At 67.4% G+C, this 11,678-nt stretch carries 11 protein-coding genes; 4 read left to right on the top strand and 7 right to left on the bottom strand.

What is annotated here, in order from left to right:
- Positions 1 to 420: 420 nt before the first annotated feature.
- Complete coding sequence (locus tag AC07WJ_RS06965) at positions 421 to 1,329, bottom strand: AraC family transcriptional regulator (protein ID WP_494933778.1); 909 nt, start codon at positions 1,327 to 1,329, stop codon at positions 421 to 423.
- 195 nt (positions 1,330 to 1,524) lie between these two features.
- On the opposite strand from AC07WJ_RS06965, the gene AC07WJ_RS06960 reads away from it, so the two are divergent.
- Positions 1,525 to 2,271 (top strand): SDR family oxidoreductase, encoded by a 747-nt coding sequence (locus AC07WJ_RS06960; RefSeq protein ID WP_494933777.1) that lies wholly within the window; start codon positions 1,525 to 1,527, stop codon positions 2,269 to 2,271.
- 105 nt (positions 2,272 to 2,376) lie between these two features.
- On the opposite strand, the gene AC07WJ_RS06955 is transcribed toward AC07WJ_RS06960, so the two are convergent.
- From AC07WJ_RS06955 to AC07WJ_RS06945, 3 genes are all read right to left on the bottom strand, one after another.
- A complete protein-coding gene (locus AC07WJ_RS06955; protein WP_494933776.1) occupies positions 2,377 to 3,270 on the bottom strand; it encodes an NAD-dependent epimerase/dehydratase family protein in 894 nt (297 codons plus the stop codon).
- A gap of 170 nt (positions 3,271 to 3,440) precedes the next feature.
- Entirely contained in the window at positions 3,441 to 4,343 is a 903-nt protein-coding gene (locus AC07WJ_RS06950) for a LysR substrate-binding domain-containing protein (RefSeq protein ID WP_494933775.1), read from the bottom strand.
- Between the two features lie 132 nt (positions 4,344 to 4,475).
- Positions 4,476 to 5,063: a helix-turn-helix domain-containing protein gene (locus AC07WJ_RS06945; RefSeq protein ID WP_494933774.1), complete on the bottom strand. Its 588-nt coding sequence runs from the start codon at positions 5,061 to 5,063 to the stop codon at positions 4,476 to 4,478.
- 215 nt (positions 5,064 to 5,278) lie between these two features.
- On the opposite strand from AC07WJ_RS06945, the gene AC07WJ_RS06940 reads away from it, so the two are divergent.
- The 3 genes from AC07WJ_RS06940 to AC07WJ_RS06930 all read left to right on the top strand — a co-directional run bounded on the left by AC07WJ_RS06940 (position 5,279) and on the right by AC07WJ_RS06930 (position 8,192).
- Entirely contained in the window at positions 5,279 to 6,595 is a 1,317-nt protein-coding gene (locus AC07WJ_RS06940; RefSeq protein ID WP_494933773.1) for an MFS transporter, read from the top strand.
- Between the two features lie 144 nt (positions 6,596 to 6,739).
- Positions 6,740 to 7,510: an aldolase gene (locus AC07WJ_RS06935; RefSeq protein ID WP_494933772.1), complete on the top strand. Its 771-nt coding sequence runs from the start codon at positions 6,740 to 6,742 to the stop codon at positions 7,508 to 7,510.
- Between the two features lie 241 nt (positions 7,511 to 7,751).
- Complete coding sequence (locus AC07WJ_RS06930) at positions 7,752 to 8,192, top strand: NUDIX hydrolase (protein WP_494933771.1); 441 nt, start codon at positions 7,752 to 7,754, stop codon at positions 8,190 to 8,192.
- A gap of 116 nt (positions 8,193 to 8,308) precedes the next feature.
- Here AC07WJ_RS06930 and AC07WJ_RS06925 read toward each other — a convergent pair whose 3' ends face one another.
- Genes AC07WJ_RS06925 through AC07WJ_RS06915 form a run of 3 tightly spaced genes read right to left on the bottom strand, consistent with a single transcriptional unit; the run spans position 8,309 to position 11,671 of the window.
- Positions 8,309 to 9,940 carry a GMC oxidoreductase gene (locus AC07WJ_RS06925; protein ID WP_494933770.1) on the bottom strand — a complete coding sequence of 544 codons (1,632 nt, stop codon included), beginning with the start codon at positions 9,938 to 9,940 and terminating at the stop codon, positions 8,309 to 8,311.
- Positions 9,930 to 10,205 carry a hypothetical protein gene (locus AC07WJ_RS06920; protein ID WP_494933769.1) on the bottom strand — a complete coding sequence of 92 codons (276 nt, stop codon included), beginning with the start codon at positions 10,203 to 10,205 and terminating at the stop codon, positions 9,930 to 9,932. The genes AC07WJ_RS06925 and AC07WJ_RS06920 overlap by 11 nt, the downstream gene beginning before the upstream one ends.
- Before the next feature lie 41 nt (positions 10,206 to 10,246).
- Complete coding sequence (locus AC07WJ_RS06915) at positions 10,247 to 11,671, bottom strand: sugar porter family MFS transporter (RefSeq protein WP_494933768.1); 1,425 nt, start codon at positions 11,669 to 11,671, stop codon at positions 10,247 to 10,249.
- Positions 11,672 to 11,678 lie beyond the last annotated feature (7 nt).

The raw sequence follows: 11,678 nt of genomic DNA, 5'->3' as shown, positions 1-11,678 counted from the left end.
CCGCAAGAAGCGGAGTGCCCTTGGCGGCCGGCTGCCCGATCTTGAGCGAACCCGCCCCTCCGCCGAGCTCGACTGAGCCCGCTCCCGGGATCGCAAAAGGGAAATTGGCCGATGATGTCTTTTCTTGCCTTGCACAGCATTGCCGCCGGACGCGGCGACGGCCTGCATCCCGAACTGGCGAGATTGCTCGAACGCCGGGACCGCCCGACGCGCGACGACACGGCTTCGGCCCAGCTGGGAAACAATGACGGTGTCACGCCCCTCGCCTCGGCCGCACCTCGACCGCACCGGGCCGGCATGCCGCATCAGACTGTCGTGTCTCGTCCCGCGAACCGGAAATGACCAGGGCCGTCCGGCCGCAACACCTCTGCCCCCGGACCAGGGCCGCCGCCATGGGCGGCCCGCACGGCCCCCGGAGCGCTATTCCTGAGCCATTCGCTCCCGGACACCGCTCACGTCGCGCAGCGGCGACAGGCCGTAGAGCCTGCCATACTCCCGGCTGAACTGCGACGGGCTCTGATAACCGACGGCATAGCCCGCCGTTCCGACATCCAGCCGTTCCGTCAGCATCAGGCGCCGCGCCTCGTGAAGACGGAGCTGCTTCTGGTATTGCATGGGCGTCATGGCGGTGACCGCCTTGAAATGATGGTGCAGCGACGACGGGCTCATGCCGACACGCCCGGCCAGCTCGTCGATGCGCAGCGATCGGGTGAAGTTCTGACGCAGCCAGGCGACCGCCTGGGCGATCCGGTTGGCCGGGCTTTCGATGAGCGCCATCTGCAGCAGGATCGGACCGAAGGGGCCGGTCGCCACGCGATAGAGAATCTCCTGCTCGATCAACGGCGCCATGACCGGGATATCCTCCGGCCGATCCAGCAGTCGTAGCAATCGCAGGGCGGCATCCAGCAGGTCCGGTGCCGCCTTGTTCACGGCCACCGCCCGCATGTCATCGGGTGTCGGCGCCGGTCGCGTCACGTCGACGCGGCCAAGCAGTTGCTTCAGCCGATCCGGATCGATCCTCAGGCCGAAACCCAGGCTCGGCGCTTCGGTGCTCGCTTCCGTCACGCTGGAAACGACGGGAAGATCGAGCGAAACCACCAGATAGTCGCCGACCCCGTAGCGATAGACATCCGCCCCCAGCACGAGGCTCTTGGCGCCCTGAACGACCAGGCCGAAACACGGCCATTGGGCGGCGTGGACACAGGGCGTCGGCGCCGAGCGCCGCGAGAAGAACAGGCTGCCGATCGCGGTCGGAACCTCCGCGTCACGGGTGGCGAACCGGGCGATGATCGCCGCCATCTCCCGGTTGGGATCAGGGGGCAGCGTCAAGACGCACCTGTTGTCGTTCGCATGGCCATGGCATCGCCACTCTATCCGATCCTGTCGCTCGGGCCAGCCGCGGCTCGCCCGCTTTGCAGGATCGTCGATAAATCTTGCAGGATCGCGATAACGCCCGGGCGGCGCTCCATCGCATAACTCCGCCGTCGGGAGCGTGCTCCCAGCCAGGACGATGCGGAGCATTCCATGACCAATTCATCACCATCCGTCGCGCGCAAGGTCGTGCTGATCACCGGCGCGAGCAGCGGTATCGGCGCGGCCACGGCGCGCCACCTTGCCGCCGGCGGCCACAGGATCGTGCTCGGCGCCCGACGCGAGGACCGCATCGCCGCGCTGGCCGGGGACATCCGGGACGCCGGCGGCGATGCCTTGCACCAGGCGCTCGATGTGACCGACCTCGCAAGCGTGAAGGCCTTCGTCGCCGCCGCCGACCGGCGGTACGGCCGGGTCGACGTGCTGGTCAACAATGCCGGCGTGGCGCCGCTATCGCCGTTCGAGGCGTTGCGCGTCGACGAATGGGACCGGACGATCGACGTCAACCTGCGTGGTGTGCTCTACGGCATTGCCGCCGTCCTGCCGATCATGCGCAGGCAGGGCGCCGGTCACGTCATCAACGTGGCCTCGACCGCCGGGCACAGCGTCGCCCCCACCGCCGGCATCTATTGCGCGACGAAATTCGCCGTGCGGGCGCTCTCCGAGGGGTTGCGGCAGGAGAGCAAGGATTTGCGCGTGACGATCGTCAGCCCGGGAATGACGCAGAGCGAACTGATCGACGGCATCAACGACATCCAGGTCAAGACCGCGATGCGGACCATGGCCGACGAGGCGTCCATCCCGGCCTCGGCCATCGCCGAGGCGATCGGCTTCGCGATCGGCCAGCCGGACAATGTCGACGTCAATGAACTGGTCGTCCGGCCGGTGACCCAGGGCTGACGCAGGGCCGCGCCGGCACCGGTCCGGCAGGCGGCCGATCACGTTGGATCGTCATCACCGCTGCGTCCGGACAAGAGCCGATCGCCATGGATGTGCTGCCGTCGTTCAACCCTCGTTCTCGATCCATTCGATCAGCGAACGGTGTTTCGGCCGCCAGCCGAGCTCGGCGCGGGCACGCAATCCCCTGACGCGGCTATTGGAGCCGAACGTATAGGCGGCGTGGCTGTAACCCCAGGCCTCGGCCGCTTCGTCGAACGGCCAGGATTGTGGTGCTCCGAGGCCGAGCCGGCGACTGATCGCCTCGGCGATCTCTCGGAACGAGGCCTCGCCGTTCTCGACGAAATAGAACGATCCCGCCGGCGCCTTCGCGAGGGCGGTCACGTAGAGATCCACCATGTCGTCGACGTGAACATTGGACCAGATATTGACGCCCCGGCCGACATGGCGGGCGATCCCGGCTCGGCGTGCCTCCGCCATCAACCGTGGCACCTGCACGCTGTCCCGGTGCAAGCCGGCGCCGACGCCATAGATCATGGTGTTGCAGAGCACAGCCGATCGAACCCCGCGCCCGGCCGCCGCGCGCGCCAGTTGATCGATGGCGACGCGTGCCGCCTTGCCGGGTTCCGGCGTCAGCGGCGTATCTTCGTCGAAGATCCGGTCCGAAGCGCGGTCGCCATGGGCATGGTCGGCGACAATGCTGGAGCCGCTCGTATGCAGGAGCGGCTTGCCGGAGCCCGCGAGCCCGGCGATCAGCGCCTCCAGCGCCGCACGATGATCGCTGTCGGCTGCATTGATCACGCCTTCGCAGGCCTGCGCCTCCCGCGTCAGAAGCGCGGTGTCGTCGAGCTCGCCCAGCACCGGCGTCACGCCGGCCTGCGCCAGCAGCTTCGCCTTGCTCTCGCTGCGCACCAGGCCGCGGACCGCCCGGCCCTCGGCGATCAGCCGGGCCGCGATCGCGCCGCCGATATAACCCGTGGCCCCGGTCACGAAAATCGTCATCTGTCGTTCTCCCTGCCGGCGGCCCAAGGATGCCCCGGCCGTCGATGAAGCTGCGCCGGCCGACGCGCCGCACGGGCATCGATCGGTCCTGTTCGAAGCTGGGGTTCGATCCGCGGAACCATCAGAGGCGTCTTGTCGGATGCTGTATCCAATGCATTGGATGCTACACTTCAGCCGACAATCCCGGGGATTTCCTTGACCAGAAAGTCGACAAAGGCCCGGACCGAGGGAAGCAGGCCGTGCCGGAAGGGCACCACGGCCGTGATCCTGGCTTCGCCGGCGAGCCAGTCCGGCAGCACCCGTGTAAGCGCGCCCGACCTGACGTCGTCGCGGCAGACATAGCCGGGCAAGGCCACGATGCCGAGGCCGTCTTGCGCAGCCTGTTTCAGCATGACGATGTCATTGCCGGCAAGCCGTGGCTCCACCGGCACGACAAGCTCGCCGCGGGTCGGATGCCGAAGCTTCCATGTCAGTGGGCGGCCCGGCCTCGGCATGAGCAACGTATCGTGCCCGGCGATGTCCTCGGGTGCCAGCGGCAGGCCGCGCCGCGCGAGATAATCCGGCGACGCGAACAGAAACCAGGGCGCCGGCGCCAGCGCCCGCTGCACCAATGTCGAATCCGAGAGCGGTCCGGTATGGGCCCGCACGGCGAGGTCATAGCTGCCGCCGACGATATCGACCTGATCGTCGCTGGTATGCTGGATCACGCTGAGCTTCGGATGGCGCCGGATGAAGGCCGGCAATATCGGCCGCAGCGCGAACAGCGAGGTCGCGACGCCGGTGGTGAAGCGAATGGTGCCGCTCGGTTCGACGAGGCGTTCGCGGACCGCGCTTTCGGCGAGGTCCGCGCGTTCGAGCATGCCGACGGCGTGACGGTAGAACAGATCGCCCGCATCGGTGGTGCTCAGGCTGCGCGACGTCCGGTTGATCAGCCGCACCCCAAGCGACGCCTCCAGCTGCTGCAAGCGGTAGCTCACCGTCGATTTCGGAACGTTCAGGTTGCGGCTGGCGGCCGTGAGCCCGCCGCAATCGACGATCCGGACGAAATAGCGAAAGTCGTTGAGGTCGAGCATCGACGGGTCTCATCGTCCAGCGGAATGGAGGATGCCGGACTATAGCTTGCCTGGCCCGGACTTCGAGGCCGGGCTCGGCGGGCCGGCGGCGCGGCGGCCAGGGCTTGCCCATCCGTCACGCCGGCCACCGCCTCAGGTCCTGGCGCCATCCTGGCTGACCACGACGATGAGCACCTGGCTGCGCGGCGCCAGTCCCTGAAGCGCGTGCTTGAGATGGCCGGGGAACTGCAGATAGTCGCCCTTGTCCAGAGTGATCGTCCGGTCCGGGAATTCGGCCTCGATACTGCCTTCGATGACGAAGAGAATTTCCTCGCCGGCATGAAAGGCCTGTCCGGTCCGGCGTGACTGCGCCGCGATATCGACGACGAAGGACATTGGCCCGGTTTGCGACCCGGGCCGGCTGAGCGGCGCGAACTGGTAGGCTCCATCGGCCTTCGGCGCCTTGTGAACCGTGCGCTCGCCATGGCGCACGAGATGAAGCGCGTCATCGACCACGCTCTCGCCGAGCATGGCGGAGACCGACACCCCCAGCGCGCTCGCCACACGCATCAGGGCGGCGACCGAGAGGAATTTCTCGCCGCGCTCGAAGCGCGACAGGTGTCCCTTGCTGAGGCCGGTCTGCGCGGCAAGCTGGTCCAGCGTCAAATTGCGGCGAACCCGCAGGTCGCGCACGAACAGCCCGTATTGCAAGCCGGTCGCCTGCTCGTCAGCCCGCTGCAACGTGTTGCCTCCCTGGCCGAAAATCGCCTCCCGGACAATTTCAACGCTGCCTAGCACGCCGGCCGACAGGCGTCGACCGGTGACGAATTGACATCTCGCCGGTGCGATCGACCGCCGGACGAGCAACTGTCGCCGAAACTCCCCTCTTGAACCATTCCGCTGGATAGGTCATGTGTTGGCCGAGAGACAACTAATTGTCCAAGGGGAAAACCGACATGACGACCATCGATCCCGCATTGAAAGCCGACGCCCCGCCCGTCGCCGCGGCAAGCTCGTCCATGACCAAGGTCGCGGCGGCGACCATGGTCGGATCGGCGATCGAGGCCTTCGATTTCCTGGCCTATGGGACCGCCGCGGCGCTGGTCTTCAACAAGCTGTTCTTTCCGAGCGTCGACGGGGCGACCGGCACGCTGGCGGCCTTCGGCGCCTTCGCGACCGGCTTCTTCGCCCGGCCGATCGGCGGCGTGATCTTCGGCCACTATGGCGACCGGCTCGGCCGCAAGGCCATGCTGACCCTCAGCCTGGTACTGATGGGGGTGGCGACCGTGCTGATCGGGCTGCTGCCGACCTATGCGTCGGCCGGTATCTGGGCCCCCATCGCACTGGTGACACTGCGCGTGCTGCAGGGCCTGTCCTTCGGCGGCGAGCTGGCCGGCGCCATGCTGATGGCGGTCGAGCATGCCCCGGCCGGCCGGAAATCGTTCTTCGGCAGCCTGCCGCAAGGCGGCACGCCGATCGGCCTGCTGCTGTCGACCGGCGCCTTCGCAGCCACCAGCACGATGCTGCCGGAGGCCGACTTCCTGAGCTGGGGCTGGCGGCTGCCGTTCCTGGCCAGTGCCATCCTGATCGTGGTCGGCCTCTTCATTCGCCTCAGCGTCGCTGAATCGCCCGAATTTGCCCAGGTCAAGGCCGCCCGCAGGACATCGCCCTTTCCGGCCCGCGACGTCGTCCTGCGCCACATGCGCCCGCTGCTGCTGACCATTGGCGGCAAGCTCGGCGAAGTGACCTTGTACTTCACCATCGTCGTCTTCTCCGTCTCCTATGCCATCTCGACGCTCGGCTTTGCCCGGGGCGACGTCCTGCGCGCGATCATGATCGGCGCGGCCTGCCAGATTGTGATGATTCCCTTCTTCGGATGGCTCGGCGACAAGTTCGGCTCGCGCCGGGTCTACGGTTTCGGCGGCGCGCTTCTGGCGATCATGGCGATCCCGCTGTTTCTGGCCATCGGCAGCGGCTCGCTCACCGCCTTCACCATTGCCGTGATCGTCGCACTGGCCTTGAACTATGCGAGCATGTTCGGCCCGCAGTCCGACCTCTATGGCGCCCAGTTTCCCGCCGAGCTGCGCTATAGCGGCATGTCGCTCGGGATCCAGATCGCCGCAGCCATCGGCGGCGGCCTTGCCCCCATCGTCGCCAGTGCCCTGGTTGCCGCCTATGGCAGCATCGTCTCGGTCGGCGTCTATATCGCGGCGCTTGGACTGCTGGCCGCGCTCTGCGCCGCCCTGATGCGGTCTCCCGGCACGCCGGGATAACCGGCGATGCCCGTCCTGCGATCCCTCCTCCCGTCCGGCGGCAGCCGGGACAACCGCGCCCCGCCGTCGATCCGGCGCCGCTGCCGCCACGCCGGCCGGCGCCGGCGAACATGGCCGGCAAACCAGAGAAAGGAACCTCGTCCCATGAACGTTCAGCCCAAGGACTCCATCGCATCGCGCCTCGACACCGAAATGGATACGCTGGCCGGGTCGCCCTGGACACTGCGCCAGAAGGTGGCGCTGGCGAGCCGCATTCTGTGCGCGGAAGGTCATTGGCGCGGCCTGGCCGGGCAGATCACCTGCCGGGCGGCCGACCCCTCGGACATGCTGACGCTCGGCTTCGGGGTCGGCTTCGACGAAGCCTGCGCGAGCACGCTGACCCTGGTCGACAAGGACCTGACGCCGCTGAAGGGCAGCCGGATGCCGAACCCCGGGGTTCGCTTTCATGCCTGGGTCTACGCGAAACGTCCCGATGTCGGCGCCATCGTCCATACCCATCCGCCGGCCTGCGCGGCGCTTTCGATGATCGGAGAGCCGCTGGCCGTCGCCCATATGGATGCGACCCCGCTATTCGACGATTGCGCCTTTCTCGCCGAATGGCCGGGGTTGCCGATCGGCGACGACGAGGGCCGCATCATCTCCGAAGCGATGGGCAGCAAACACGCCATCCTGCTCGCCAATCACGGCTTGCTGACGGCCGGCAAGACCGTTGAGGAGGCCACGATGCTGGCGGTCTGGATGGAACACGCCGCCGAGATGCAGCTGCGTGCCCGCGCTATCGGCGCCATCCGGAGCATCGCGCCTGAGCTTGCCATCGAGTCGCGCGACTTTCTGCGCAAGCCGAAGGTTCTCAACCTGACATTCGCCTATTTCGCCCGGCGCGAATTGCGGCGCGATCCCGGCGCCATCCTCTGATCCCGCCTTTGCCCGGCGCGGCTGGTCACCACGCGGAAGCAGCACAGCCGGGTTCTCGGCTTGCTCGATCGCCATCTCTCCGGCCGGCGCCGCCAAAGGGCGGCGCCGTCGTGCCGGTCGCGCGCCCTGATGGCCGCGACCGTCGCGAGGACCGAATGGCCGGATCGCCTCCATTGCGGCCGTCGAGCGCCCGCGATAATGAGCGGCCATGGGTGCTTGGCGACCAGCTTCGAGAGTCCGGGTGAAAGCCCTCGGCCTGCATTGGCGCAACGGTCGGCTGCTTGCCGCCGAAGTCCATGACGACACGGGCGCGGTCAAAGGTGTGCGTCCGCTCGGCGGCAGCGTCGAGTTCGGCGAACCCGCGAAAATGGCGGTGGTGCGGGAGTTCAAGGAGGAGCTCGGCATCGATGTCGTCGTTTTGGGCGAGCCGGTCGTCGTGGAAAACCTCTACATCCACGAAGGTACCGCCGGTCACGAGATCCTTTTCATATTCGACGTCGCCTTTCCCGCCGGTGCTTTCGACGGCCAGGAGCGCATCGCGTTCCACGAGGACAATGGCGCCCCCGGTGTCGCAAGCTGGTATGACCTGAACGGCCTGGATTGCGATGGCGGCCCTGAACTCTATCCCAGGGAACTGAAGGCTCTGCTCGCCGCCAAGGCCGGCAAGCTGGCGGCGTCCTGAACGACGGATTTCCGCGGAACCGTCGCGCCCTGTGTCCCGTGTCGGAACCCGCATTTCCGGCTGACCGGTTCGCCATCGGGCCTGCGCACGGCCCGGCGACCCGCTTCGGCGTGGTTTCAGGCGGCCTCGAAATCTTGCGCGCGCACCCTTTGCACGATGTGGCGGCCGAGACGGTGCGACAGAGCCATGATCGTCAGGGTCAGGTGCTTGTCGGGCAGCGATGGAATGACGCCGCCGTCGCAGATGAAGAGATTGTCGATGTCGTGGCTGCGCAGGTCGGCATCGACGACGCCGGTCGACGGATCGCCCGAGAGCGCGGTGGTGCCGGCGTAGTGGATGCCGGTCCCGCTATTGTCGCTGCTGCTATGGACGAGCGTCGACGACGCCTTGCGCAGGACCTTCTTGCCCCAGTCCATCATGGACTGCATCTGCAGCACGGCCTTGGGCGGCACGGTGAAATCGACCTCGACCTGGCGGATGCCGTAGCGATCGAAGGTCGTGCCCGGCCGCACCCGGTTCCCAGGCATCGCCTCACCCGCGCAGAACAGCCCGAGCGTGACGTAGCTGTGGAACAGGGCCCGTGCCAACGGCGTCTTCAGGACCGCCGGAAACGGTGCGAGGCCGGTGAGATAGTGCGGCACGTCGGGAATGCCGTGGATCGCGTGGCCGATGAACGGGAAGGACGATCCGTCCGGCAATTGTCCGCGCGACAGCAGGATCAGCAGGTCGCCATAGCCGATATCGTAGTCGCGCCGCTTGCCCCACAGGCGCCAGAGCGAGGTCGACAGCACCGCTTTCGGATTGTCCTGCAAGTCCCGCCCGAGGCGGCCGTTGCGATTGCCGAGCCCCGACGGCGCCGCCTCGTCGGCGGAATTGAACAGGATGCGCGGACTTTCCAGTGCCCCGGCGGCGAGCACGACGATCCTGGCGCGCAGGATGCGACGCTCGCCGCTGCGGGTATCGACATAATCCACGCCCGACACGCGGCGGGATCCGTTGTCGCGCGTCAGCCGGACCACCTTGGCGTGGGTTCGCAATTCGTAATTCGGCAGCAGGGCCAGTTCCGGCAGGAGATGGCTGGAGAACTTGTACATCGCTCCGGTCGGGCAACCCGACGTGCAGATGCCGGTCGAGGTGCATGAATTGGCCATTCCCGGCCGGGTATTGATCGCCTTGCGATTGGGAATGGCGTGAGAATAGGGTTCGCGCAGCGACTGGACGGCGCGGACGATCATCCTGTCGGCCGGCCGCAGGGGCTTGGGCGCGACGAAATGGCCGTCGGGCAGTTCCGGGATGTTCTCGGTCGTTCCGCAGACCGTGATCCGGCGCTCCACGGCGGCATAGTCGCCGGCCAATGTCGCATAATCGATCGGCCAGCCGGCGAAATCGGCCTCCGAGAAGCGTACGCTGACCCCGTTCCAGAGATTCTGCAGGCCGTTGACCGCCAGGATCTGGAAATGGCGGAACCCGCGATCCGGACGGCTGGTCGAGCCGGTGGCGCCGTCGGCGAACAGCGGATGCACGAACAGGCTGTCATGCGGGTCGCTCGGCCAGACGGTGTCCGGACCAATGCCGAAGTCCCGCGCCGGCCCCGCCGGCGCCACGGTGCGGAAATAGTCGGCCGCGAGCATTTCGCCCTGTTCCAGCGACACCACATTCAAGCCCGCCTTGGCGAGCGTATGGGCGAGGATGCCGCCGCCGGCCCCGGTGCCGACGATACAGACATCGCACTGCGCTTCATCCGCCACGGCGGCCTCCGACTGGCCATTCGCCGACCGATTTGAGGAAAGGTGGGGAGGCGAAGTGGATATGTTCGAGGAAGGCCGCGAAGATCCGTGCCTCGGGCCCGAGGTCTCCCCGGCGAAGGCTCGCGCCGGCGGTGAAGCCGGAACGCTCGATCACCGCCGCGAGCGCGCTGCTCACCTGCCGATTGGCCAGCGCGATGCGCGTGATGTCGGCCTCCAGCGGCGCGAGGACACGGCGGTAGGGGCTGAACCCGATGATCGCCCGCAAGAGCGCTTCCGCGTCCTGATGTGGCATGATCGCGGCTGCGTTCATCGGCCGGCCGCCTTCCCCGCGCCGGGCGCGGCATAAGTCGGCTGCAGGCCGCCGCGCTCCGGCTCCCCAGGATAGTTCCCGAGGTCGCGAAACGGCCGGCCGGATCGCAGATGGCGCTCGATCTCCTCGAGCGCCACGCCATTGGTCTCCGGGACGAAGCGCAGCGTGAACAGGATGCCGGCCGCGCAGACCACCGCATAGATGGCGAAGACGCCGCCGAGGCCGATGGAGGATACCAGCAGGGGAAAGGAGAAGACGACGATGAAGTTGAACGCCCAGTTCGCCAGCGAGGCGACGCTCATGCCGATGCCGCGGACATTCAGGGGGAAGATCTCCGACATCATGACCCAGGGCAGCGGGCCGATGCTGGCGGCGAAGGCGGCGATATAGAGCACGAGGCCGATCATCGCGAGCACGTCGAGCGCGGCGGCGTCGGTCGCCGCGGCAATGGCGATCAGTCCCAAGCTGAGCGCGGTGCCGGCAAATCCGATGAACAGAAGCCTGCGGCGCCCGATGCGGTCGATCAGCATCATGCCGACGACGGTCATCGCGACATTGACGACGCCGATGCCGACGGTGGCGAGCAATTGCGTCGATGCCGAGCCGAAGCCGGCTTCCTTGAAGACGACGGGAGCGTAGTAGATCACGGCGTTGATGCCGCTCATCTGCTGCAGCAGGAACAATCCGATGCCGACGACCAGTGCCGGGCGGATCACCGGTCCGAACAGGTCGGACCAGGTTGCCTTGTCGCGGTCATCCCGGGCGATCCGGGCGATCTCCGCCAGTTCGGCCGTGACCAGCGGGCTGTTGGGCGCAACCGCCCGGATCCGGGCGATCGCCGCGGCCGCCTCAGCGGATCGTCCCTTGATCGCCAGCCAGCGCGGCGTATCCGGCAGGACGAACATGCCGACGAACAGCGCGATGCCCGGCAGCGCGCCGAACAGGAACATCGTCCGCCAGGACTCGGAAAAGGCATAGCCGACGACATAGGCGCCCAGAATGCCCAGCGTGATGGCCAGTTGATAGATCGACACCAGCATGCCGCGCCGGGCCGGAGGCGCGCTCTCGGCAATGTAGAGCGGCGCGACGAGCGCCGCGATCCCGACGGCGAGACCGAGCATCAGCCGGGCGATGCTCAGCATCCACACCGCGACGATCAGTGCCGACAGGATGGCCCCCACCGCGAACAGGACCGCGGCGAACAGCAGCAGCGCCCGCCGGCCGAAAGTCTCGACCGCCCGGCCCGCGACAAGGGCGCCGAAAAGCGCGCCGAGCGGAACGGCCGCCGTCATCAGCCCCTCGTTGAGGGGCGTGATGCTGAATTCTCCGCGCAACAGATGGAGCGAGCCGGCAATGACGCCTTCGTCGAAGCCGAACAGAAAACCGGCAATTCCCGCGATTGCCGCGACGAAATAGATCATGTGAGCC

This window comes from Phreatobacter sp. GW821-FHT04C01 (assembly GCF_059420385.1).
The sequence above is the reverse complement of the archived record's forward strand: the minus strand, read 5'-3'. Positions and strand labels throughout refer to the sequence as shown.

Excerpts from the sequence above, each read along its gene's own strand:
- AC07WJ_RS06960 (WP_494933777.1), top strand. The coding sequence starts at position 1,525 with ATGACCAATTCATCACCATCCGTCGCGCGCAAGGTCGTGCTGATCACC.
- AC07WJ_RS06955 (WP_494933776.1), bottom strand. The coding sequence starts at position 3,270 with ATGACGATTTTCGTGACCGGGGCCACGGGTTATATCGGCGGCGCGATC.
- AC07WJ_RS06935 (WP_494933772.1), top strand. The coding sequence starts at position 6,740 with ATGAACGTTCAGCCCAAGGACTCCATCGCATCGCGCCTCGACACCGAA.
- AC07WJ_RS06950 (WP_494933775.1), bottom strand. The coding sequence starts at position 4,343 with ATGCTCGACCTCAACGACTTTCGCTATTTCGTCCGGATCGTCGATTGC.
- AC07WJ_RS06940 (WP_494933773.1), top strand. The coding sequence starts at position 5,279 with ATGACGACCATCGATCCCGCATTGAAAGCCGACGCCCCGCCCGTCGCC.
- AC07WJ_RS06915 (WP_494933768.1), bottom strand. The coding sequence starts at position 11,671 with ATGATCTATTTCGTCGCGGCAATCGCGGGAATTGCCGGTTTTCTGTTC.